Origin of the sequence: Massilia sp. CCM 8734, from assembly GCF_011682155.1 — a bacterium.
GTDB classification, from domain to species: domain Bacteria; phylum Pseudomonadota; class Gammaproteobacteria; order Burkholderiales; family Burkholderiaceae_D; genus Telluria_A; species Telluria_A rubra.
The window spans coordinates 49,457-71,629 of record NZ_WHJI01000039.1 but is presented as its reverse complement, the minus strand read 5'-3'; the positions used below and the strand labels follow the sequence as shown (position 1 = coordinate 71,629).

Below are 22,173 nucleotides of genomic sequence, written 5' to 3'. Positions count from 1 at the left end.
TGGCGCCTCGTTTCTCCGCTTTTATTGCATAGATAAAAGCGTTTTATATAAAGGCGAGTATTTACTCGCAATCGGCACAAATTATAAAATCATTCGCCCCTGATGAAAACTCGCATTAGAAAACGGTCATGCTAGATATTCCCCGCCCTAGGAAAGAGCCCCGCCAGGCGCGCTCCAAACACACCGTGGAGACGATACTCGAGGCGACGGCTCGCGTTTTCGCCGAACATGGCTATGCCGGCACCAACACGAACCTGATCGCCGACAAGGCCGGCCTGAGCGTCGGTTCGGTGTACCAGTACTTTCCCAACAAGGATTCCTTGATCGCCGCGCTGCACCAGCGCCACGGCGCGCAGATGCAGCAGACGGTCGAGGCGGTGCTGGCCAGTCCGTTCGACTCCACGCTGCGCGGACACATCGACGCCATGGTGCGCGCGCTGCTGGCCGCGCACATGGTCGAGCCGGACCTGCACAAGATGCTGGAGCTGGAATTCCCCTTCTTCGACGCGCCCCAGTCGGAGAGCGAGCCCGACAGGGGTATCTTCCACCGTGTGCGCAAGCTGCTCGATGACTGGCGCGCCGCGATCACCCCGCAAGACCTGGACCTGGCGACCTGGGTCATGCTTCACATCATCGAGTCGATGGTGCACGCGGCCGTGATCGATCCGCCCCGCTTCGACATCAACGCGATCGAAAGCGCGATCGTCGACGCGGTGATGGGCTATCTGACGCTGGGCAAGCCCAGCGAAGGGGCGGGGGCGGCCTGATCGACGGTTTCGGGGCGGCCGTGATGGCCCCGCGAGCGGCGGCGCGCCGGGCAACGGGGCGCGCGACTGACCGGTCGTTGAGCAAGCTCGATGGCAGTCGGCGTCAGCGCATGTTGATCTTACCCGTCAATTTCGCTGATTCCAGAAACGTCGAAGCAAGGAAAATGCCGGCGGCGACTGCAAGTGTGGCCGGCAAGCCGTTGGCGCTGCCGCTAGCAGGACGAACAACGACACCAGCGCCGGCCCCGTAAGCTGGGACACCGTAAACGCCGTGGCGTACAGGGCCACAACCCTGCCGCGCGTTTTATCGCCGGTCAGCTCATTGATCCAGGATTCCCCAAGGGCGATGATCACGCCAGCAGCCCCGCCCATGGCAAAGCGCAGCGGAAACGTCAAGGCCAGGCTTGAAACGTGCTCGAGCAGCATGATTGAACTTGCCGACAGGGCGAAGCACGTCAGCAAGAGTCGCTTGCGCCCCAACAATATCACCAGCCTGCGGACCAGTGGCGCCGCAACGATGATACCCAATGCGGGTGCGGCGGCCATCATTCCGGTCATGAATGGGTCGTACTGCTGGTCGTACATCCGTAGCGCGACCAGCGGTATTGTCAGGCCGGTTGCGAAGCCGACAACGGCAATGCTGAGGATGACGATCGCAACGGGCAGTCTTGCCTGGTATCTCGAAAGCGCCATGAATATGGTCGTTTCTGATTGATCTGCTGGTCGCTGAGCTGGCCGTTGCGTTCTTTGCAGGGGGAATGCCCCGCTTTGAATGGCTGGACCACATGCAGCAGGCAAGGTGATCAGCATCGCGGCGCGCCTGGCCGGACAGGTAAATTGTCTGATAACACGGGCGCGCAGCCGACGCTCATCTGGCATGCCGCGCCCGCTTGCCCCGGCAGCCGCCGGCCCCAGAAACAACAGCGCCAGCGTTTTTCCCGACGTACACGTCCGTATTTTTGTACAAGCATGCAAGCCTGTTAAGCTATCCGCACATTCACGGTCCGGAGGCAGTCATGCACGCTTGGATTCTTTCCCTGAAACTGTTCGCCTACGCCGTCATCGGGCTCATGGCGCTGGCCATCGCTTACGCCACGGTCATCGCGATCCGCTACTGGCCGGCCATTTCGGTCTAGGGGACAACGTGAACAAACGACAGGCACGCCATTTCGCCATCGGTTCGACCGTGGTCGCCACCATCGCCTTCCTTGTTCTCACCCTCGACAGCCACCGCCAGTTCAAGCGCCTCACCAACGGCGACAAAATCACCGCCCAGGTCACGCGCGGCAAGGATGTCTGGCACGCCAACAACTGCATCAACTGCCATACCCTGTTCGGCGAGGGCGCCTACTACGCCCCCGACCTGACCAAGATCACCAAGCTGCGCGGCCAGGCCTACCTGACCGCGTACATGAAGGACCCTTCCAAGTTTTACGACGAAACACGGCACCGCCGCCTGATGCCCAAGCAAGACATCAGCGATACCGACATCGCCGCCCTGATCGCCTTCCTGGACTGGGTCTCGAATGTCGACAACCAGGGCTGGCCGCCGCGCCCCCTGCTGGTCACCGGCGCGACCTTTCCGGGCACCGACGCCAGCGCCGTCGCTCCCGCCGCCACGCCACCGGCGGCGCGCGCCGCCACCAGCGGCGACAACCCGATCGCCCTCGGCGAGCGCCTGTTCCGCAGCGCCACGCCGGCCTGCACCGCCTGTCACTCGAGCGCCCCCGGGGTCGACATGGCCGGTCCCTCGCTGGCCGGCCTGGTCGGCCGCAGCGCGGCCTTGCTGGCCGGCGCCAGCTACCGTGGCAAGGCCACCGATGTCGATGGCTACATCCGCGAATCGGTGCTCGCTCCGAGCGCCCACGTGGTCCCCGGCCCCATGTATTCGGCCGACGGCCAGTCCTTCATGCCGACCACCTACGCCCAGGACATGAGCCCGGAACAACTCACCCAACTGGTCGCCTACCTGTCCTCGCTGAAGTAGGCGGCGCGCCCGCATCACGCGCCTGGATCGTATTTTTCGCCGGAGCTATCGAAATGAGATATAAGTCGCAGTCTGTCGCCTATTGGTACTTTGCCGTCTCCCTGGCCCTGTTCGGCCTGCAACTGGTGTTCGGCTTGCTGTCCGCCACCAAGTACCTGGGACCGGACCCCCTGCTCTACATCCTGCCCTTCGACGTCACCAAGGTGATCCACACCAACCTGTTGATCGTCTGGGTCATCTGCGGCTTCATGGGAGCGACCTACTGGATGGTGCCGGACGAATCGAGAACCGAACTGCACAGCACCAGGCTGGCCTACCTCCAGCTGGTCCTGTGGGTGCTGATGGGGGTCACCGCCGTCATCGGCTACCTGTTTCGCTGGGGGACCGGCAACAAGCTGCTGGAGCAGCCCTTGCCGCACAAGATCGTCATCGTGATCGTCATGCTGATGTTTCTGTACAACGTGGGCATGACCATCAAGAAATCGGGCCGCCTGACCACCACCGAAGGCGTGCTGCTGGGCGGCCTCGGGCTGGCCGCCCTGCTCTACCTGCCGGCGCTGCTGCACTATGAAAACTATACGGTATCGATTTTCTACCGCTGGTGGACCATCCACCTGTGGGTGGAGGGCGTCTGGGAAATGATCCAGGGCGGCTTCCTGGCTTACCTCTTGATCCGCCTGTCCGGCGCCGACCGCGAAGTGATGGAGAAATGGCTGTACGTGATCGTCGGCCTGGTGTTTATCGCCGGCATTCTGGGCACCGCCCACCACTATTACTGGGTCGGGGTGCCGGCCTACTGGCTGCCGATCGGCGGCGTGTTCAGCGCGCTCGAACCGGTGGCGCTGGTCGGCATGGCCATCTACGCCTACTCGACCATCAAGCGCTCGGGCATGTCCCATCCCAACAAGCTGGCCCTGCACTGGACCGTGGGCAGCGCCGTGTTCACCCTGTTCGGCGCGGGACTGCTGGGGCTGGCGCACACATTCCCCTCCGTCAACAAATGGACCCACGGCACCCTGATCACGGCCATGCACGGCCACGCCGCCTTTTATGGCGCCTATGTCATGATCGTGCTGGCCATGATCACCTATGCCGCACCAAGCCTGACCCGCCGTCCCGAAGAAGGCAGCGCGATGGGCTACTGGTCGTTCTGGATGCAGCTCGGCGGCATGTTCGGCATGACCTTGTCGTTCGCCACGGCCGGCATCGGCCAGGTTTATCTGGAACGCATCATGGGCCTGGGCTTTCTCGACGCCCAGCTGAAAATCCAGATCCACTTCGTGATGCTGCTGGCGACCGGCTCGCTGTTCGCCATCGGCGTGGCGCTGTTCATCATCGACTTCTTCCGCTACGCCCCACGCTTCGGCGCGCAGCTGGACGCTCCCGGCGACGCTGCCGGCTTGCAAGCCCATGCGGGGAACTGACTTGCCCGCCCCCGCCGACAGCGCCCCCTACTACCTGCCCCATGCGGGCGAGGTGGCGCTGTTCGAACAATGCCACCAGCGCCAGCTGGCCGTCATGCTCAAGGGCCCGACCGGCTGCGGCAAGACCCGCTTCGTCGAATACATGGCCTGGCGCCTGCAACGCCCGCTGGTGACGATTTCCTGCCACGACGACCTGAGCACCGCCGACCTGGTCGGGCGCTTCCTGATCGGCGCCGCCGGCACCGCCTGGCATGACGGCCCGCTGACCCGGGCCGTGCGCGAGGGCGCCATCTGCTACCTGGACGAAGTGGTCGAGGCGCGCCAGGACACCGTGGTGGTGCTGCACCCGCTGACCGATCACCGGCGCATGCTGCCGATCGACAAGACCGGCGAAACCGTCGCCGCCGCCGCCGGCTTTCAACTGGTGGTCTCGTACAACCCCGGCTACCAGCGCATGCAGAAGGACATGAAGCCGAGCACGCGCCAGCGCTTTGTCGCCTTCGATTTCGACTTTCCGCCGCCCGAGCGCGAAGCGGCCATTGTCGAGCACGAGGGCGCGGTCACCGCCAGCCTGGCGCATGACCTGGTAACCCTGGGAAACCGCCTGCGCCAGTTGCGCGACCGCGGCCTGGCCGAGGTGCCCAGCACCCGCCTGCTGATCGCTGCCGCGCGCCTGATCGCCGGCGGAATTGCGGTCCAGGATGCCTGCAATGCGGCCATCGTGTCGCCCCTGTCGGACGAGCCTGCCCTGGTCGGCGCCATGCGCGACCTGGTCAAGGCCAGTTTCATCTAGATCGTGCGGCCATGGCAGAAGCCGAAGACGTGATCACCGATGTCGCGCGCCACGCCACGGTGTATATCCAGGGCCTCTGGCGGCGCCAGCGACGGGCGTCCACGCCGGCCCGGCTCGAACTGGCCGAGGTCGCCGCGCGCCTGGACCTGCTGGCCGAGGCCGTCTTTGCGCGCCGCTTCCGCCTGCGCCCCGCGCAAGCGCCGGCGCCGCGTACCTGGCTCGATAAGCTGATCCGGCGCGATGAGGCGGCGCCGCCCCTGCACGCCCTTCCCGCCACCGATGGCGCCAGCATCTGGCTGCCGCGCAGCATCGCAACGGATGGCGGCGCCGACGACGCGCTCGCGCGCTACCGCCTGCTGTTGTTGCAACAGGCCATGCGCGCCGTGCGCGGCAGCGCCAGCCATTACCCGTTCGGCCAGGACGGCGCGCTGCAAGCGTTCTACCATGTGCTCGAAGCGCGCGCGGCGGACGACGCGCTCGCGCTGCTGCTGCCCGGCATGCAGCCGGCGCTGCAAGGCTGGCGCCGGCAAGCGCTGGCGGCGCGGCCGCGGCCGAGCGCCCTGCCCGCCCGGCTGCGCCCCATCGAAACCATGCTGCAGGCCGTGCTGGCGCGGCAAGACAGCGGCGCCTCGCTTAACGTGCCGCCTGGCGCGTCGCCTGGCGCGTCGCCTGGCGCGTCGCCTGCGCCCCCGGGCGCCGCGGCGGTGCTGGCGCAGGCGCGGCGGCTGGCCGCGGCGTCCGGACTGCAAGGCCTGGCGGCGCGCCTGCTGGTCAAGGATGACTGGCTGGGCGAGTTCCTGCCCGCACCGGTCCTGGCGCACGCCGTGCCCGGCCACGGCAAGGAAGACATCGCCAGCGGCGCCGCAGCGGTGCGCAGCGCCAGGCTGGCGCGCCGCCCACGCGCGCGCGCCGCGCTCGAGGGCGAAGACGAGCCGGCCGCGCCGGGTCCGATGATGGTCCAGACCGCCCAGCCGCACGAGCAGGCCGAAGACGCCATGGGCCTGCAGCGGCCCACCGACCGCGATACCGACAGCGCCGCCGACGACTTTGGCGACTCCCTGTCCGAACTGGCCGAAGCGCGCCTGCTGTGGTCCCCCGGCGCCGCGCGCGAAGTGCTGTTATCGGACGACCCGCCCGACCGCCACGCCAACAAGCCGGCGCCGGCGCTGGCCTCGGCCGACGGCGCACGCAGCACCTATCCGGAATGGGACTGGAAGACGGCGTCCTACGCAGGCCCCGGCGCCACCGTCACGGTGTGCGGCGCGGCCGAGGGCGAGCAAGCGGTGCTCGACGCCATCATGCGCCGGCATGCGGCGGCGCTGCCGGGCGTGCGCCGCAATTTCGAACTGTTGCGGGCACAGCGTACCCGGCTGCGCCGGCAACTCGATGGCGACGACATCGACCTGCAGGGCTGGATCGATGACCAGGCCCAGCGCAAGGCGGGCGGGCCGCCGGAACAGCGCCTGTACCAGGCCGAGCGGCGCGCACGACGCGACCTGGCCGTCACCCTGCTGGTCGACCTGAGCGGCTCGACCGATGGCTGGGTGTCGGGACAATGCAGGGTGATCGACGTCGAGCGCGAGGCGCTGCTGATGGTGTGCGTGGCGCTGGACGGCCTGGGCGAGCCGTTCAGCGTGCTCGGCTTTTCGGGCGAAGGGCCGGGCGGCGTCATCGTGCGCCCCATCAAGCGCTTCGGGCAAGCCTACGACCAGCGGGTCGCCCTGCGCATCGCCGGCCTGGAACCGGAACGGTACACCCGCGCCGGCGCCGCCGTGCGCCACGCCAGCGCCGAATTGATGACCCAGGCAGCCGGGCACAGGCTGCTGATCCTGCTCTCCGACGGCCGGCCCAACGATGTCGACCAATACGACGGACGCTACGGCGTGGAAGACCTGCGCCAGGCCGTCACCGAAGCGCGCCTGCAGGGAATTTCACCGTTTTGCCTGACCATCGACCGCCAGGCGGCCAGCTATCTTCCGGCCGTGTTCGGCGAGTGCGCGTACGCCTTGCTGCCGCGTGCGCAATTGCTGCCCACCGTCTTGCTGGGGTGGCTGCGCAAGCTGGTCGCCGCCTGAGGCGCGCTGCAGCGGCCCGGCTGGCGCTTCAGGTGCGCGCGTGGCGGGCGCGCAAGGCCAGCACGCCCAGTCCCAGCGCCAGCATGCCGTAGGTGGCCGGCTCGGGCACCGGCGACATCTCGAACAGGGTGTCCTCGGTCCAGCGCAAGGTGGTCGAGGTCGCATTGCCGTTCCAGAAAGCGTATTCCTGCGCCTGGAACCCGCTGATCACCTCGCCGCCTGCGACGCCGTTCTCGTTCCATGGATCGGTGGTCCAGGCAGTATTGAAATTGAGGCCGCCACCCGGGGTATAGGAAAATTCGAACAACCCGCACAAAAACACTTCCGGCCCGCAGCCGCCCACATATTGCTGGCCGTTGAGCACGAAGGAAGTCACCTCGCTCAGGTCCAGCAGCCCATCGCGGTTCGTATCGTCGCTGACGAAATTGCCGGAGATCCGGGCTGTCGGCAGGAACTGCCCCACTTCTTCCTGGAAAAAGCCGGTATAGCTGAATTCGCGGAAGGTCGATTCGGCGTGGGCGCTGCCCGCCAGCACGGCGGCGGCAATCAATAACGCTGGTTTAAGCATGGTGGGCTCCGGAAATAACAGGCGGACGAGGGGCATCGGCGGGGGCGCGCGTTGCGGCCCGGGCCCGGCGCCGGCTGCTCAGCGCCAGGACGCCCAGCCCCAGCGCCAGCATGCCGTAGGTGGCCGGCTCCGGCACCGGCGAAATCTCGAACAGGGTGTCTTCGGTCCAGCGCAAGGTATAGGACGCCGAGTTCCCCATCCAGTAGGAATATTCCTTGACCTCGATTCCACTCACCGCCCGGCCGGCCGCCACGCCGAACTCGCTCCATGGATCGGTGCTCCAGGAGGTACTGAAACTGAGGGCCGCGCCGGGGGCATAGGAAAATTCGAACAGCCCGCACATGAATACTTCCGGACCGCACCAGCCGACATATTGCTGGCCGTTGAGCACGAACGACGACACCTCGCTGCGTTCCAGGACCCCATTGCCGTTCAGATCCTCGGTTTCAAAATAGCCGTATATCTGCGCGTTCGGCAGGAACTGCCCCGCTTCTTCGTGGAAGAAACCGGTATAGGTAAACTGGCTGAAGGTGGATGCCGCCTGGGCGCCCGGCGCCAGCATGGCGGCGGCGGCGGTGGCGGCGATGAGCATGGAACGTTTGAGCATGATGGTCTCCTGAAGGAAGCGATAGATTAACAAATTAGCATCTGCAAAGTGTCGTACAAACGCCGCATCGAGAACAAATAGCTTGCCCCCCACGGCACGGCGCCTTGCCGGCAAGCGTGCGATCCTCCCCCTTACGCAGTCTTGCAATATTATAGGAAGCACCACAACCACCCACCGCTGATTCCATGGCCCACATTCATCCTACCGGCTGGCAAGAAATGGCGGTCACCGGCACCGCCGTGCGCGAGATTGAAACGCTGGGCTATCTCGAACGTACCCTGGGCGATGCCCCCTACCGCATCTACCACGGCGTGCACTGGACCAATGTCGAAAATGGCTTTTCCGCCTTCGGCGAGATCGACTTCATCGTCGTCGCGCCGAGCGGGCGCCTGCTGCTGATCGAGCAGAAATCGGGCCTGCTCAACGAAACAGCCGATGGCCTGGTCAAGCACTACGAGGGCAAGCCGCGCAAGGTCGCCAACCACCTGATGCGTTCCATCAAAGGCCTGACCGAGCGCTTTGGCGGCGAGCTGTCGATCGACTACCTGCTGTACTGCCCCGACTACCTGGTGCGCAATCCGCAACTGGCGGGGATCGATCCGCGCCACATCATCGACGCCACCAATAAAGACCGCCTGGCGCGGGTGATCCGCGAGATCCTGCCGATCACCGACAGCAAGCCGGGCGAGCAGTTCGAGAAAGTGACGCGCTTTCTCGGCAACATGCTCAGCCTGCGGCCCGATCCGAGCGCCATGATCGGCAATGCGGCGGCCATGGTCACGCGCCTGTCCGGCGGGCTGGCGACCTGGGCGCGCAAGCTGGAATTTACCCCGTTCCGTCTGCGCGTGTCCGGCACCGCCGGCAGCGGCAAGACCCAGTTGGCCTTGGCCGAATACGCGGGGGCCATCGAGGCTGGCCTGTCGCCCCTGTACGTGTGCTACAACCGGCCGCTGGCCGACCATATCGGGCAAGTCGTTCCTGCCGGCGGACGGGTGGCGACCTTCCACATGCTCAGCGACGCCTTCCTGCGCGCCCAGGGCCACATCCCCGACTACGCCGCGCCCGGCGTGTGGGACCAGATCGAAGCGCGCATGGCCGGCGCCGAGCTGCCCGACAGCTGGAAATACGACGTGCTGATCGTCGACGAGGGCCAGGATTTTTCGCTGTCCTGGCGCGACATCCTGCTGCGCATGCTCAAGCCCGAGGGCCGCGCCATCTGGCTGGAAGACCCCAACCAGAACCTGTACGGACGTCCCACGGTGCCGCTGCCCGGCTGGGTCACCTTGCATTCGGATACCAACTTCCGCAGCCCGCGCCAGATTATCGACATGCTGGCCTCGATCGGCGCCGTCCATCCGCCGGTCCAGGCCGGTAGTCCCTTCAAGGGCGCCGACATCGAGGAGCTGATGTATCCGGAAGGCGACACCGAGGCCATGCTCGCGCAGACGCGGCGCGCGGTCACCCTGTGCCTGGGCGCCGGCTTCGCGCGCCACGATATCGCCATCGCCTCGTTCCGCGGCCGCGACAAGTCCGCCATCCTGCGCCTCGACAAGCTCAGCGAGGCGCACACGCTCAGGTCTTTCACCGGCCAATACGACCTGTTCGGCACGCCGATCTACCGCGAGGGCGGCTTGCTGGCGGAATCGGTGTACCGCTTCAAGGGCCAGTCGGCGCCGGCGGTGATTTTCACCGAGATCGACTTCGAGCAGATCGACGAGCTGGTCCTGCGCAAGCTGTTCGTGGGCATGACGCGCGCCAGGCTCAAGCTGGTGCTGGTGCTCAGCGAGCGGGCCGGACAACAATTACTGGACCGGATCTGATCCCGGCAAGATCGCCCCATGCCTTGTCGCCCATACGGACGGAAAGAAGGGCCGTGAAGGCCGTGCGGCGCCGCAACGGAGCCGGAAGCCGGATGCCAGGGTGAATATTGTGATCAATTAGCAACAAGCCATCGCGGACGCGGCGCGCACTGGTATATTGTCTTTTTCTGCAATCTTGCTATTAGATTAAGGCACACCCATGAATATATTCGCCGTAAGTGCGCTCATGGCGGCCGCGCTGGCGTCACCGATAGTGGCCCACGCACAGATTCGCGCCGAGAGTAGCCTGAGCAATTTCTCGTACACGCTGATCGACTTGTTGCCCGACGATGGCATTGGCCCGTCCCTCAGCATCGTCCCGCCCAAGGAGGATGCCGGCGGCAGCCAGGTGTCCAGCTATATCAGGCAGTTCGGCACCGTTGAACCAGAGTTTGACGACAACCGCACGCAATCGACAACGCGCTATCACCGCGATCTCGCAATCAAGCTCGGCACGCCTGCCGGCACGGGAAACGTGAGCGTGACCGGTACCGATTTTCATTCACTGCAATTGCGCACCCTGGCGTCGACCACCAGCACCCCGGCTACCAGCCGCTCGGTCAGTTCGTACGCCAGTTCCGCTATCACCGAGTTTGTGCTCTCGCCGGGTACGCAAGTGTCGTTTTTCGCAGACTTCAACGGCAGCACCTTGACCACGCTGCCAAAAGGCAATGTGCTCCAGGAGCGCGCACAAACCCAAGCCAGTTTCTATTTACAGGCTTATGTGCAAGGCCAACAGACCGGATTCGAATCGACACTCATCAACGTGGCGGCATCGAACGGCAAGCTCGGCGACAGTCCGCCGGCGACGATGGATGCCAGCGAGCGCGTCTGGATCACGTTCGACAACAACTCGGCGTTGTCATCGAACCTGAAGTTCACCATCAACTTGGTCTCGCTTACGCACACAGACGACGTCGGTCCGCTGCAACCGAGCCCCGTACCTGAGCCGGCTTCCACGGCCATGCTGCTTGCCGGACTGGCCCTGGTCACCGGCGCGGCCCGTCGCCGCCGGACCGTCCGGGGCAAATGAACGATTGCCAGACGGCGCCGCGAGCGGCGCGTCCTCACGACGGACGCGCCTCCCGGGTACCGCACTGGCGTGCCGCATTCTGTGCAAGACACGCTCATCAATCACCCGGGATTTTCATGAAGACCATTGTTACCGCGCTGGCATTGAGCGCAACGTTCGCCGCCCCGCTGTCCGCCAGCGCGCAAGTAAGCGCACAAGGCACATTGACCAATTTTTCGTATTCGCTGGTGGACCTGCTGCCCAACGACGGCATCGCGCCATCGCTCTCGATCGTCAAGCCTCACATTCCCGCCTACCCTGGCACGGTGGCGGGCGCCGATATCAACGAGAGCGGACGACGCGCCACGCGCGAGGCCAGCGGGGACGAGACACGCGCGCTGTACAGCCGCGATCTCGATGCCAGCGTGTCCGTCCCCCACGGCACCGCGGTCGCGACCGTCAGCGGAGGAAATTTCCAGAACCTGGCCTTCGATGCGGCCGCGTCGACCACGGGCAGCGTCGGCTACAAGCGCTCGGCGAGCGCCTGGAATGCCATGTTGATCGAAGAATTCGTCCTCTCGCCTGGCACGCAGATCACCTTCTTCGCCGACGTCGATGGCAGCGTGGCGACATCACTGCCAAGTACAAATATCCTGAAGGAGAATTCCAGCTTCCAGGCCAGCATGCGCTTCGACGACATATGGTCAAGCGCGTACCCGCATGCGTCCGCGACCTTCAAGTTGACAGCGCCGCTCGGCAATAGCAACCCGAACCTGCCGTTCTCGCAGTCGGCAAGCGAGCGCTTATCGATCATGTTCCAGAACACGAAGTCGACGTCGCGGAGCCTGAAGCTGTCGATCAACTTGCGGGCCGGCGCCGAATCGGTCGACACGACGCTATCGACCAGTCCGGTGCCGGAACCGGCAAGCTATGGCATGCTCATTGCTGGTCTGGCGCTGGTGGCTGGCGCGGCGCGGCGCAAGCGGGTTGGCTGAGCGGTTTTGCAGGGCGGCGCTCGCACGCACGTATTTTCCGTCCACCGAAGGGGTAAACGACGGCGCCTGGACTACATCGCCCGGAACAGATGCACGAAGGCGCGGCTGACCGGCAGTTCACGCTGGCAGCCGCGCATGCGCACGAACAGGCGTCCGCCCTCGTCGCGTCGGGTGCCGTCCAAAAACGCCAGGTTGATCAGGGTGGAACGGTGCACCTGCCAGAACTGCTCCGGGTCCAGCTGCGCCGCCAGCTCGGTGAGCGGGGTGCGGATCAGGTGTTCGCCGGCGGCCGTGCTCACCACCGTATATTTGTCGTCGGCGTGGAAGAACAGCACGTTCTCCACCGCGACCTGGAACGTCAGCTCGCCTTGCCCGGCCCGGATATAGCGCAGGCGCGGCTGCGTGGGGAGCGCCAGCAAGCGCCCCAGCGCCAGCGCCAGGCGCGCATCGGCCTGCACCGGCGCGCAGGCGGCCTTGATGCGCTCCAGGGTGCGCGCCAGGCGCTCCAGCTTGACCGGCTTGAGCACGTAATCGAGCGCGGCGTGCTCGAAGGCCTCGACCGCATGGCTGTCGTAGGCGGTCACGAAGACCACCTTGGTCGGCCCTTCGATGCCCTGCGCCACCTCCAGCCCGGTCAGCCCCGGCATCTGGATGTCGAGGAAGGCCAGCTCCGGCTGCAATGTGGCAATCGCGTGCGCCGCCTCGACGCCGTTCCCGGCCAGGCACACGATCTCGAGCTCCGGCCACAGCGTGGCCAGCTGTTGTTGCAGGAAACGCGCCAGGTGCGGCTCGTCGTCGGCGATCAGGGCGCGCATCGGGGAAGGCAAGAGAATGTCATGCCGCCATTGTAGTGCGGCCGCTGGCGCCGGCGCCAGCGCCTTGGGACCAATCGACGCCGGCTGCGACCGGCTGCAGTTGGTCCGCGCGCATGTCGATTCGTCGGCGCGCTTGTCGATCCGTCGCGGCGGGCATGTGCGCCCGGGCGCCGACTGCCATCCTGCGGGCATCTCAACCAACCCGCAGGCACGCCATGTTCAAGCAATCCACCTTGACTGTTTCCCTTCTCCTTCTCGCCAACGCCGCCATGGCGGCGCCGATCGCGCCGCAGATGGTCACGATCAAGGCCGGCGACTTTGTGATGGGCAGCGCGCGCGCCGCCAATACGCAACCGGCGCACAGCGTCAAGCTCAAGGCGTTCAGGATCGGCAAGTACGAAGTGAGCGCCGCCGAATTCCAGCGTTTCGTCGAGGCGACCGGCTACAAGGCGCCGCGCATGTGCCTGCAAATGGCGTCGAAGCGCTGGTTCACCAGCGTGCCCAACGAGTTCGTCGACGCCGCCACCCTGCAGTCGCTCAGCAAGTTCGAACCGGCCACCTGCATCGGCTGGAACGGCGCCCAGGCCTACGTCGCCTGGCTGGCCAAAGAGACCGGCAAACCATACCGCCTGCCGAGCGAAGCGGAATGGGAGTACGCAAGCCGCGCCGGCGGCACCGGGCGCTACTTTTTCGGCAACGAGGAAACCCAGGCCTGCCGCTACGCCAACCTGGCCGACCGCTCGGCCGAGGCGGCCATCCGGCGCGACTTCGACGGCCTGGAATCGCGCGAGCACGTGGGCGTGATGCCGTGCGACGACAAGTCCGGCTACGCCAGCATCGTCGGGATGTACGAAGCGAACGCCTTCGGTTTGCACGATACCTTGGGCAATATCGCCGAATATGTCCAGGATTGCGAGCACGAAAGCTATGCCGGCGCGCCGGCCGACGGCAGCGCCTGGGTCGACCCCACCTGCAAGGCGCGCGTGGTGCGCGGCGGCAGCTGGCACTGGCGCGGCTTTCACGCCAGCCACCGGGGCGCCATGCCGGTCGATTTTATCGGTGCGCTGGAAGGCTTCCGGGTGGCGCAGGATATCGGCGCTGCGGCCAGCGCCGACGCCGCACCCTCCTCCTTCGACCTGGAGCTGGCCGAGGCGCAAAAGAGCGAGCGCGCGCGCCGCGCCGCGCTGGCCGCGATCGCGCGTCCGAAAGGCTGAGCCGGCGAAGCTGCTACACTCTTTTCCCCATGCATATCCGCCCCACCGTCAAGCAAGCCTTGCGCAGTTCTCTGGTCCTGAAAAAGCGCCGCGAGGAGCCGTGGTGGGCACGCTTGCTGGTCGCCATCGGACTCGCATTCGCGGTGACGCTGGTGCTGATGCTGGTGTCGGTGCTCCTGATGGCGAAGGCCGAGCTGGCGTGGTGGACCGGTTTGCTCTCCAACAACCTCCTGTTCGGCGCCTGCGCCGCCGCCAGCATGCTGTTGCTCATGCGTGTCTGCGAATGGCTGCTGCCGGCGGCGTGGATCGACGCCCTGTCCGCCATGCAGGGCTGGCGCCCGCTCGCCGTCATGAGCGCGATCCTGTGCGCCGGCGCCGCGCTCGGCGTGCGGGCCGGCTATGCCGTGCTGGGGCAGGTGTACGCGGTCAACTTCTGGCACAAGCTGGCAGGCGCGCCCATGGTCCAGCTCAAGTTCGCCATTTTCGCGCTGCTGATCCTGGCGGCCAACTGGGTTTGGTGGCAATTTCGCGCCAAGGAAAAGGCGCTGGCGCAGCAAGCCGCCGAATCGCAGTTGCGCATGCTGCAGGCGCAGATCGAGCCGCACTTTTTGTTCAATACGCTGGCCAATGTCCAGAGCCTGATCGCCACCGATGCCGCGCGCGCGCAACTGATGCTCGAATCGTTCACCGACTACCTGCGCGCCAGCCTCGGTCAGATGCGCGCGACCGACAGCAGCCTTGGCGCCGAGCTGGAAACGGCCCACAACTACCTGCTGCTGATGCAGATCCGGATGGGCAGCCGCCTGGCGTTTTCCATCGACGCCAGCGAGGCCGTACGACAGGCGCTGATGCCGCCTCTGCTGTTGCAGCCGCTGGTCGAAAATGCCGTGCAACACGGCGTCGGCCCCAGGCTGGAAGGCGGGCACGTGCGCATCAGCGCGCTGGTGCGCCATGGCGTGCTCGAGATCGTGGTCGACGACGATGGCGTCGGCCTCGGGCACGCGCGCCGCAGCGCCGGCAACGGCGTGGCGCTGATCAATATCCGCGCGCGCCTGGAGACCGGTTTCGGCGAGCGCGCCGCGCTGCTCATCGCACCGCTGGCGCAAGGAACGCGGGCGACGCTGAGCATGCCGTTCCGGCCGGCGTTCCCGCAACCGGCTTAGCGCGCCTGTGCTTCGCGCCCCGCGGCGCCCTATTGTTCGGGAAAGGGAGGAACGTTTTTCTCCTCCCCAGGCTTGAGTCCCCCGACATGCTCAAGTATCTTTACATGCATCGGATCGCCAGGCTGATAGGTGAATCGGGCATGACCGACACTCCCTTCTGTTTCAGCTCGTAAATTCAATACAATGGCGCGATCGTCCAGCATTCTCGCTGTGCCAATGGCTTGTACGGATGGCTTTGCTACCGTCGCCGTTCTTTGTTGATGTTCAAGCGGACGCGCACGCTCCCCACAGCCTGACATCGTCTGGAGAGCGCACAGTGCAAGCAACGTTGGCACTATCAAGATTTTCATGGACCTTTCCTTGGTGGGCGCACGGACAGTAGTCTCGTTGCGCAATCATACCGGTGCCCCGTTTCATGCGGCATCCCGCGCTTGCCAGGCCGGGTACATTGTTCCAGGTGTCCCCTCCAAATGGCGAAGATATCGCTCTTGCCGTTGCGGTCGGTCGCGGCCGGTCTGGAAATACGCCACCATGCGCGCCAGTTCGCGCGCCTGGCCCCGCATCGCGCCCGACGCCGCCGCCGCCTCGTCCACCAGGCTGGCGTTCTGCTGGGTCACGCCGTCCAGCGCCCGGATCGCGCTGCTGACCTGGCCGATGCTGTGCTCCTGCCCGCTGGTGGCCATGCTGATCGCGCCCATGATCGTGGTCACCTTCTGCACCCGCAACATGATTTCGTCCATGGTCGCGCCCGCCGCCTGCGCCAGCGCGCTGCCGTTGGCGATCTTGGCCGACGAATTGCCCAGCAAGGCATGGATATCGCGCGCCGCCGCCGCCGAACGCTGCGCCAGGCTGCGCACTTCGGCCGCCACCACCGCAAAGCCCCGGCCCTGCTCGCCCGCGCGCGCCGCCTCCACCGCCGCGTTGAGCGCCAGGATATTGGTCTGGAACGCGATGGCGTCGATCACGCTGGTGATGTCGGCGATTTTCTTGCCGAAGTCGTTGATATGCGTCATCGTGTGCATGACTTCCGCCACCACCCGGCTGCCCTCGCGCGCCACGCTCGACGCCGACTCGGCCAGTTCATTGGCCAGGCGCGCGTTGGCGCTGTTCTGGCGCACGGCGTCGGTCAGTGTTTCCATCGACGAGGCGGTTTCTTCCAGCGCGGCCGCCTGCTGCTCGGTGCGCCCCGACAATTCGAAATTGCCTTCCGCAATCTCGCGCGACGCCAGGTCGATCGCCAGCGCGCCCTCATGGACCTTGCCCACCGTGCTGGCCAGCCGCGCCGACATATCGGAGAGGGCGGTGAACAGCTGGCCGATTTCGTCGGCGCGCGCGTGCTCGATCGACATGCGCAGGTCGCCTTGCGCCACGCGCTCGGCCAGCCCGACCGCGCGTTTCAGGGGCGTGACGATGCCGCGCGTGAGCATCGCCGACAGCAGGGCCGCCACGGCCAGCGCGGCCAGCCCCAGCCCGATCAGCAGGTTGCGGCTGTGGCGGAACTGAACCGCCGAGGCCGCCGCCAGGGCCTGCGATTGCGCGCTCTGGTGCCGCAAGGCCGCTTCCATCGCCGCCACGTAGGCGTTGAAGCTCGATTCGAGCGTGGTCGCGGCCAGTTCGGCGACATCTTGCGTGCGCCCGATTTCCTTGAGCCGCAACACCTCTGCCCGCACCACCCCGTAGGCTTGCTTGCGCTGCAGCACGGTGTGCCACAACGGGCGCTCTTCCACGCCGGGCGACAAGGCCGCCAGGCGCTGTTCGGTTTGCCGCAGCGCGGTTTCGCCGGCGTCGAGCTGGGCCTGGAAATAATCGGCCACTTCCAGGCTGTCGCTGCGCGCAATGGCCGAGGTGCGCGCGCCGTTCAGGCGCGCCGTCGCCAGTTGCTCCGACAGCGCCTGCTGCCTGGCCAGATGGACTTGCACCAGGCTCGTCATGGCCCGCTCGGCGCCATGCTGGCGCCACAGCGAGGCGCCGGTCATGCCGGCCATGATCAGCAACACCAGGGAAAACGAGCCGAGCACGCGCGTGCCGGTGGAAAAATGGGGAATCTTCATGGACATCTCACACAACATGCGAATTTGCCCAGGCATCATGCGCGCCTACTATGACAGGGCAATTACCCTACAGAAATTAATGTGACTGCAAAGATATCATTCACACGTCCTTCGCCATGCTGCTGGCGCCGCGCCGTAAATTTTCTCCCGACTTTTGTGTCGAATTGTTTCTGCTGACGCTGTGGACACGTTGACCGCGATCTGGAGGGCGTTGCCGACATCGCGCGGAAACACCAAAACGGTCTAATGAGTCCTCGTCGACGCGGCAAGCCACCCTGGCCTGGCACGCAACGGCGAACTCACAGGAGAAACACCATGCACGCCATCCAAAACCACCTCCGTCCATCGTTGGCACGCAATGCCGCCTGCGCCATGCTCATGACGGCGGCGGGACTGCTGTCGTCGGCGGCGGGCGCACAGCAGTTCGACGCCAAAGGCATCGCCCGCACCGAATCGGTTCGCCACGACTTCGAAGGCAAGCGCGAGGCGATCCAGGTGCGCGTCGATTTCGCACCGGGCGCGTCGTTCCCGAAACACGTGCACCCCGGCGTGGAAATCGCCTACGTCCTCGCCGGCACGGTCGAATATGAAATGAACGGAAAAACCATCCGCCTGCAGGCCGGCGAGTCCCTGTACATTCCGGCGGGCGCCGCGCACTCGGCAAAGAATGTCTCGACCGGCAACAGCGCGGAACTGGCGACCTACCTGGTTGAAAAGAACAAACCCATCGTCGTCCTGGAAAAATGAGATTGTTTGAGGGAGCCGCCATGAACCGCTATTCCATCGCCGCACTCGGATGCGTCGCCGTGCTCGGCGTGGCCGCCTTGTCGATGCCGTCCGGCAGCCGCGCCGCCACGCCTTACCGCAGCAGCTTGCCGGTGCAGGCGGCCATGCCCGGTTTCGACGGCGCGACCACCTGGTTCAACAGCGCGCCGCTGACGCCCGCGCAACTGCGCGGCAAGGTGGTGCTGGTCGATTTCTGGACCTATTCCTGCATCAACTGTATCCGCACGGTGCCGTATGTGCGCGCCTGGGCCGACAAGTATCGCGCCCACGGCCTGACGGTGGTCGGGGTGCATTCGCCCGAGTTCAGGTTCGAAAAAGACCTGACTAACGTGAGCGCCGCCGTCAGCCGCTTCAAGATCGATTTTCCGGTGGCGGTGGACAGCGACCATCGCATCTGGCAGGCATGGGGCAATAACGCCTGGCCCGCGTGGTATCTGGTCGACGCCAACGGCAAGATCCGCTACCGCCAGGTGGGCGAAGGCGGCTACGACAAGCTGGAACGGGCGATGCAGTCGCTGCTGGCCGAAGCGCGCGGCGCCCCGGTCGACGCCACCCTGGTCGATCCGGCGGGAGCGGCGGAGCAGATGGCGCCAAACCTGCGCCATCTCGATTCGGCCGAAACCTACGTCGGTTATCGCCAGGCCAGCGGTTTCAACTCGCCCGAAGGCGTGCGCCGCGACGTGGCGCACCAGTACTCGGTGGGCCAGCTTGGCCTGAACCAGTGGGCCCTGTCCGGACGCTGGACCGTGAACCCCGAATCGGCAAGGGCCGAACTGGCTGGCGGCGCCATCGCGCACCGGTTCCGGGCGCGCGACCTGCACCTGGTGATGGGGACTGGCCAAGCCGGGCGCAGCGTGCGCATCAAGGTCAGCGTCGATGGCCGCGCACCGGGTGCGGACCACGGCGCCGACATCGACGCCGATGGCAACGGCGTCGTTACGGCCACCCGCCTGTATCAGCTGGTCCGGCAGTCGGGTTCGGCCCTGCAGCGGCGCGTCGAGATTCGTTTTCTCGACAGCGGGGCCGACGTCTATGCGTTCACTTTCGGCTGATCGGCGGGCGCCACGGCGCGCACCACCAGCCGCGCTTCCAGCCCGCCATCGGGCCGGTTGTGCAGGGTCAGGCCGCCACCAAGCGTGAGCGCCAACTGGCGCGCAATCGCCAGCCCCAGGCCGGTGCCGCCGGTGTCGCGGTTGCGCGAGCTCTCGAGCCGGTAGAACGGTTCGAAGACCTGTTCCAGCGCCGCCTCGGGAATGCCCGGCCCCCGGTCGAGTACCCGGATCGTGATGACGCCCCGCGCCGGGCGCTCCATCGCGATGTTCACCTCGCCTGCGTACTTCAAGCCGTTGTCGACCAGGTTGGTGACGACGCGGCGCAGGGCGCCCGCACGGGTGACGAACGGTATGACTTCAGACGTGCCGCCCTGGCGCTCGAAAGCCACGTCGGCGCCGCTGTCGCGGTAGTCGAGCGCCATGGCGTCGAGCAGGTCGTCGGGATCGATCGCGCGCGCCGGTTCCAGCTGGCCGTGCATCGCGCGCGCATAGCCGATCCCTTGCCTTGCCAGGTCTTCGAGCTGCCGCAGATCGTCGATCAGGCGTTGCTGTTGCGGCGATTCGTCCATCAGGTCGACGCGCAAGCGCATGCGCGTGATCGGCGTCTGCAAGTCGTGCGAGATCGCCGCCAGGATGCGCAGCCGTTCATCGACATAGGCGGCAATGCGCTGCTGCATGGCGTTGAAGGCGCGCGCGGCGGCCGCCACTTCGGACGGGCCTTGTTCAGGCATGCGCACCGGGCGCAGGCCTGGCCCGAGCGCGTCGGCGGCGTCGGCCAGCGTGCGCAAGGGCTGGATCGCCAGCCGTACCGCCAGCCAGCAGGCCAGCGCCACCAGCGCCAGCTGCCCCGCCAGCATGTAGGGCAGCCGCTCCGACAAAGGCAGGCCGCGGCGCGGGCGAAAGTCGACCGTCAGCGGCTGCCCGTCCGCCAGCGGCACATGTACCTGGAAGCGTTCGGCGTCGCCGGCGACCGCGTGCGCGCTGAAGGCATGGCCGGGCGTGAGTGCGCGCGTGACCGACGCCAGCACGCGCATCGAGTGCGGCGCCGTCACCGGCGGGCCGGCCTGTCCGGCGCCAAGCGCATACCGGTAGCCGCCGCGTTCGAGGCGGGGCAGCCAGGCTGCGCGCTCGTCGTGCGGCAAGCGCTCGAGCAGGGCGACGGCGGTGCGCAGGTCGACTTCGACATAATCGATCATCGCGCCCATGCTCGCGTCGTTACGTTCGTCGATGGTCAGCATCGCGGAGAGAAACTGGGCCGCTGCCAGTCCCGCCAGCAAAATGATCGACAGGCGCGCGAACAGGCTGGCCGGCGCCAGGGCGCGCAGCAGCGCGGCGATGCGTTTCACGCCGTGCCCGCCAGTGGCGTGACCGGGCATGACAGCACATACCCTTCGCTGCGCAGCGTCTTGATGTAGCGCGGCTCGCGCGGGTCGTCGCGCAGGCGCTGGCGCAGGCGGCTGACCAGGATGTCGATGGAGCGATCGAACGCCTGCGCATTGTGGCCATGGGTCAGTTCCAGCAATTGATCGCGCGTCAGCACACGTTGCGGATGGTCGAGGAAGACCCGCAGCAGCCGGTATTCGGCGCTGCTCAATGCGACCGCGACATCGTCCTCGGCCAACAGATGGCGCGCCACGAGGTCCAGCCGCCATGCGCCGAAGCCGATCAGGGACGCCGTTTCGGTGGCCTGCATGTTCGGCGGAAGCATGCGCGTACGCCGCAGCACCGCGCGGATGCGCGCCAGCAGCTCGCGCGCCGCGAACGGCTTGGACATGTAATCGTCGGCGCCCAGTTCCAGGCCGACGATGCGATCGGTTTCATCGTCGCGCGCGGTGAGCATCAGGATCGGAATGGCGCGCTGCTTGCCGGAGCGGATCTCGCGGCACAGGGCCAGCCCGTCGTCGCCGGGGAGCATGAGGTCGAGCACGATCACGTCGGGCGTGGCCCGTTGCAGCGCCGAGCGCATCGCGCGGCCGTCTTCGGCCGCCGTGCAGCGCAGGCCCTGTTTTTCGAGGTAGGCCGTCACCAGCTCGCGAATGTCACGGTCGTCATCGACGATCAGAACATGATCCATTTCTGCCACTGCTTTACTCCTCCCGCGCGCATGCGAATTCAAGTCCGAATAGTATCAGTATCCAGACCGGCAATTTCAGGCCAACGGTTCCCGCTTGCCGCGCGCGGCGTACCAGTGGAAACAGGCGCTTGCGCTGCCATTCCAGCCCGCATACCGGGTTCAGCGCGCCTTCTTGTACACGCCTTCCGACAGGGCTGATTCCTCATCGGCGACCACCAGGCCTTCCGCGCCCGCCTTCAGTTCCATCGAGATGAAGGCGGTCATGGCCGAAATCGGATTGGTCAGCCGAAAAGCGGCAATGCGGGCGCTGGCGCGCTCGGGCGGCATCGACAGCCATTGCCACGCTTCCTCGGTACCACTGCGACGCAGGCCGGTACGCGCCCAGACTTCGCCTTCCGCCATGCTCACGATGGCCTGGCCGTTGGCGGGATTGGTGTCGACGATCATCCCCTTGCCCGAGGCCGCTTCAAAGCGGACCTCGATGTTCTTCAAATAGATATCCGCAGTGCAACATACCGCGACCCATTGGCCAGGCTCGGGATCCTGCTTGGGAGTGAACTCGTTGTCGGTTTCCAGACGGAACACCATTGCTTCCTCCACCGGGGTCAACACCAGCAAATCGTCCTTGATTTCCCACACGCCCTCGTTGCCATCGTCTTGCGCGCCATAGGTGAGCATGAACTGGAATTTGCCGTTCTTGCCAAGCCATAATTCCGAGCCGACCTCCATGACACCTTGCAGGAAATAATTCCCCGGCAAGTCGTCGAGATCGAATTTCAGCGCGGACGAGTTGGGCTTGTCGGCGCCCGCAACGGAGCTTGGCAGTTCAGGGGTCTCGGACATGGCAATCTTTGCATTTTGGTTACAGGAACCATATTTTACCTGACAAGCACACGCCCTCAGCCAATGCGGCGAAGGCCAAGGCCAAGGC

The 22,173-nt window shown here is 65.9% G+C and carries 21 protein-coding genes; 12 read left to right on the top strand and 9 right to left on the bottom strand.

Annotated features, from left to right (window positions below):
• Window positions 1-128 precede the first annotated feature (128 nt).
• Window positions 129-767 carry a TetR/AcrR family transcriptional regulator gene (locus F2P46_RS27895; protein ID WP_166896389.1) on the top strand — a complete coding sequence of 213 codons (639 nt, stop codon included), beginning with the start codon at window positions 129-131 and terminating at the stop codon, window positions 765-767.
• A 126-nt stretch (window positions 768-893) separates the two neighbouring features.
• Here F2P46_RS27895 and F2P46_RS27890 read toward each other — a convergent pair whose 3' ends face one another.
• A complete protein-coding gene (locus tag F2P46_RS27890) occupies window positions 894-1,577 on the bottom strand; it encodes an MFS transporter (RefSeq protein WP_166896386.1) in 684 nt (227 codons plus the stop codon).
• 334 nt (window positions 1,578-1,911) lie between these two features.
• Here F2P46_RS27890 and F2P46_RS27885 point away from each other — a divergent pair, with 334 nt between their 5' ends.
• The 4 genes from F2P46_RS27885 to F2P46_RS27870 are packed head-to-tail and all read left to right on the top strand — an operon-like array spanning window position 1,912 to window position 7,046.
• Complete coding sequence (locus F2P46_RS27885) at window positions 1,912-2,754, top strand: c-type cytochrome (RefSeq protein WP_166896385.1); 843 nt, start codon at window positions 1,912-1,914, stop codon at window positions 2,752-2,754.
• A 53-nt stretch (window positions 2,755-2,807) separates the two neighbouring features.
• Window positions 2,808-4,178, top strand: coding sequence for a cbb3-type cytochrome c oxidase subunit I (locus tag F2P46_RS27880; RefSeq protein ID WP_166896383.1), 1,371 nt, complete (start codon window positions 2,808-2,810; stop codon window positions 4,176-4,178).
• Between the two features lies 1 nt (window position 4,179).
• Window positions 4,180-4,971 carry a CbbQ/NirQ/NorQ/GpvN family protein gene (locus F2P46_RS27875; RefSeq protein WP_229509485.1) on the top strand — a complete coding sequence of 264 codons (792 nt, stop codon included), beginning with the start codon at window positions 4,180-4,182 and terminating at the stop codon, window positions 4,969-4,971.
• A gap of 11 nt (window positions 4,972-4,982) precedes the next feature.
• On the top strand, window positions 4,983-7,046 hold the full coding sequence (locus F2P46_RS27870; RefSeq protein WP_166896379.1) for a nitric oxide reductase activation protein NorD: 2,064 nt from the start codon (window positions 4,983-4,985) through the stop codon (window positions 7,044-7,046).
• Between the two features lie 28 nt (window positions 7,047-7,074).
• On the opposite strand, the gene F2P46_RS27865 is transcribed toward F2P46_RS27870, so the two are convergent.
• The gene (locus tag F2P46_RS27865) at window positions 7,075-7,614 is read right to left on the bottom strand and encodes a PEP-CTERM sorting domain-containing protein (protein ID WP_166896377.1); all 540 of its coding nucleotides are present in this window, start codon (window positions 7,612-7,614) and stop codon (window positions 7,075-7,077) included.
• The gene (locus F2P46_RS27860; protein WP_166896375.1) at window positions 7,607-8,221 is read right to left on the bottom strand and encodes a PEP-CTERM sorting domain-containing protein; all 615 of its coding nucleotides are present in this window, start codon (window positions 8,219-8,221) and stop codon (window positions 7,607-7,609) included. Before F2P46_RS27860 ends, F2P46_RS27865 begins: the two co-directional genes overlap by 8 nt.
• Before the next feature lie 185 nt (window positions 8,222-8,406).
• Here F2P46_RS27860 and F2P46_RS27855 point away from each other — a divergent pair, with 185 nt between their 5' ends.
• The 3 genes from F2P46_RS27855 to F2P46_RS27845 all read left to right on the top strand — a co-directional run bounded on the left by F2P46_RS27855 (window position 8,407) and on the right by F2P46_RS27845 (window position 12,087).
• On the top strand, window positions 8,407-10,041 hold the full coding sequence (locus tag F2P46_RS27855; protein ID WP_166896373.1) for an ATP-binding domain-containing protein: 1,635 nt from the start codon (window positions 8,407-8,409) through the stop codon (window positions 10,039-10,041).
• A gap of 226 nt (window positions 10,042-10,267) precedes the next feature.
• Entirely contained in the window at window positions 10,268-11,113 is an 846-nt protein-coding gene (locus F2P46_RS37155) for a PEP-CTERM sorting domain-containing protein (protein ID WP_208296801.1), read from the top strand.
• A gap of 116 nt (window positions 11,114-11,229) precedes the next feature.
• Window positions 11,230-12,087 carry a PEP-CTERM sorting domain-containing protein gene (locus F2P46_RS27845; RefSeq protein WP_166896371.1) on the top strand — a complete coding sequence of 286 codons (858 nt, stop codon included), beginning with the start codon at window positions 11,230-11,232 and terminating at the stop codon, window positions 12,085-12,087.
• A 71-nt stretch (window positions 12,088-12,158) separates the two neighbouring features.
• Here the strand turns inward: F2P46_RS27845 and F2P46_RS27840 are convergent, their stop codons facing one another.
• Window positions 12,159-12,902 carry a LytTR family DNA-binding domain-containing protein gene (locus F2P46_RS27840; RefSeq protein ID WP_166896415.1) on the bottom strand — a complete coding sequence of 248 codons (744 nt, stop codon included), beginning with the start codon at window positions 12,900-12,902 and terminating at the stop codon, window positions 12,159-12,161.
• Between the two features lie 215 nt (window positions 12,903-13,117).
• Here F2P46_RS27840 and F2P46_RS27835 point away from each other — a divergent pair, with 215 nt between their 5' ends.
• Together F2P46_RS27835 and F2P46_RS27830 are read left to right on the top strand one after the other, a co-directional pair.
• Window positions 13,118-14,116 carry a formylglycine-generating enzyme family protein gene (locus F2P46_RS27835; protein ID WP_166896369.1) on the top strand — a complete coding sequence of 333 codons (999 nt, stop codon included), beginning with the start codon at window positions 13,118-13,120 and terminating at the stop codon, window positions 14,114-14,116.
• A gap of 29 nt (window positions 14,117-14,145) precedes the next feature.
• The gene (locus F2P46_RS27830; protein WP_166896367.1) at window positions 14,146-15,279 is read left to right on the top strand and encodes a sensor histidine kinase; all 1,134 of its coding nucleotides are present in this window, start codon (window positions 14,146-14,148) and stop codon (window positions 15,277-15,279) included.
• A 29-nt stretch (window positions 15,280-15,308) separates the two neighbouring features.
• Here F2P46_RS27830 and F2P46_RS27825 read toward each other — a convergent pair whose 3' ends face one another.
• Together F2P46_RS27825 and F2P46_RS27820 are read right to left on the bottom strand one after the other, a co-directional pair.
• Entirely contained in the window at window positions 15,309-15,629 is a 321-nt protein-coding gene (locus tag F2P46_RS27825) for a hypothetical protein (RefSeq protein WP_166896365.1), read from the bottom strand.
• 63 nt (window positions 15,630-15,692) lie between these two features.
• Window positions 15,693-17,330 carry a methyl-accepting chemotaxis protein gene (locus tag F2P46_RS27820; protein ID WP_166896363.1) on the bottom strand — a complete coding sequence of 546 codons (1,638 nt, stop codon included), beginning with the start codon at window positions 17,328-17,330 and terminating at the stop codon, window positions 15,693-15,695.
• Between the two features lie 315 nt (window positions 17,331-17,645).
• Here F2P46_RS27820 and F2P46_RS27815 point away from each other — a divergent pair, with 315 nt between their 5' ends.
• Together F2P46_RS27815 and F2P46_RS27810 are read left to right on the top strand one after the other, a co-directional pair.
• Entirely contained in the window at window positions 17,646-18,077 is a 432-nt protein-coding gene (locus F2P46_RS27815) for a cupin domain-containing protein (RefSeq protein WP_166896361.1), read from the top strand.
• Between the two features lie 20 nt (window positions 18,078-18,097).
• Complete coding sequence (locus F2P46_RS27810; protein ID WP_229509484.1) at window positions 18,098-19,168, top strand: redoxin family protein; 1,071 nt, start codon at window positions 18,098-18,100, stop codon at window positions 19,166-19,168.
• Here F2P46_RS27810 and F2P46_RS27805 read toward each other — a convergent pair.
• From F2P46_RS27805 to F2P46_RS27795, 3 genes are all read right to left on the bottom strand, one after another.
• Window positions 19,147-20,514, bottom strand: coding sequence for a sensor histidine kinase (locus tag F2P46_RS27805; RefSeq protein ID WP_368737964.1), 1,368 nt, complete (start codon window positions 20,512-20,514; stop codon window positions 19,147-19,149). The two genes, F2P46_RS27810 and F2P46_RS27805, sit on opposite strands and share 22 nt — an antisense overlap.
• Complete coding sequence (locus tag F2P46_RS27800) at window positions 20,511-21,251, bottom strand: response regulator (protein WP_166896356.1); 741 nt, start codon at window positions 21,249-21,251, stop codon at window positions 20,511-20,513. Before F2P46_RS27800 ends, F2P46_RS27805 begins: the two co-directional genes overlap by 4 nt.
• A gap of 150 nt (window positions 21,252-21,401) precedes the next feature.
• On the bottom strand, window positions 21,402-22,085 hold the full coding sequence (locus F2P46_RS27795) for a hypothetical protein (protein WP_166896354.1): 684 nt from the start codon (window positions 22,083-22,085) through the stop codon (window positions 21,402-21,404).
• Window positions 22,086-22,173 lie beyond the last annotated feature (88 nt).

Coding starts and splice junctions, on each gene's coding strand:
- F2P46_RS27830 (WP_166896367.1), top strand. CDS start 14,146: ATGCATATCCGCCCCACCGTCAAGCAAGCCTTGCGCAGTTCTCTGGTC.
- F2P46_RS27855 (WP_166896373.1), top strand. CDS start 8,407: ATGGCCCACATTCATCCTACCGGCTGGCAAGAAATGGCGGTCACCGGC.
- F2P46_RS27810 (WP_229509484.1), top strand. CDS start 18,098: ATGAACCGCTATTCCATCGCCGCACTCGGATGCGTCGCCGTGCTCGGC.
- F2P46_RS27865 (WP_166896377.1), bottom strand. CDS start 7,614: ATGCTTAAACCAGCGTTATTGATTGCCGCCGCCGTGCTGGCGGGCAGC.
- F2P46_RS27870 (WP_166896379.1), top strand. CDS start 4,983: ATGGCAGAAGCCGAAGACGTGATCACCGATGTCGCGCGCCACGCCACG.
- F2P46_RS27880 (WP_166896383.1), top strand. CDS start 2,808: ATGAGATATAAGTCGCAGTCTGTCGCCTATTGGTACTTTGCCGTCTCC.
- F2P46_RS27890 (WP_166896386.1), bottom strand. CDS start 1,577: ATGCTGATCACCTTGCCTGCTGCATGTGGTCCAGCCATTCAAAGCGGG.
- F2P46_RS27835 (WP_166896369.1), top strand. CDS start 13,118: ATGTTCAAGCAATCCACCTTGACTGTTTCCCTTCTCCTTCTCGCCAAC.
- F2P46_RS37155 (WP_208296801.1), top strand. CDS start 10,268: ATGGCGGCCGCGCTGGCGTCACCGATAGTGGCCCACGCACAGATTCGC.
- F2P46_RS27825 (WP_166896365.1), bottom strand. CDS start 15,629: ATGAAAATCTTGATAGTGCCAACGTTGCTTGCACTGTGCGCTCTCCAG.
- F2P46_RS27895 (WP_166896389.1), top strand. CDS start 129: ATGCTAGATATTCCCCGCCCTAGGAAAGAGCCCCGCCAGGCGCGCTCC.
- F2P46_RS27860 (WP_166896375.1), bottom strand. CDS start 8,221: ATGCTCAAACGTTCCATGCTCATCGCCGCCACCGCCGCCGCCGCCATG.
- F2P46_RS27815 (WP_166896361.1), top strand. CDS start 17,646: ATGCACGCCATCCAAAACCACCTCCGTCCATCGTTGGCACGCAATGCC.
- F2P46_RS27795 (WP_166896354.1), bottom strand. CDS start 22,085: ATGTCCGAGACCCCTGAACTGCCAAGCTCCGTTGCGGGCGCCGACAAG.
- F2P46_RS27840 (WP_166896415.1), bottom strand. CDS start 12,902: ATGCGCGCCCTGATCGCCGACGACGAGCCGCACCTGGCGCGTTTCCTG.
- F2P46_RS27845 (WP_166896371.1), top strand. CDS start 11,230: ATGAAGACCATTGTTACCGCGCTGGCATTGAGCGCAACGTTCGCCGCC.
- F2P46_RS27820 (WP_166896363.1), bottom strand. CDS start 17,330: ATGAAGATTCCCCATTTTTCCACCGGCACGCGCGTGCTCGGCTCGTTT.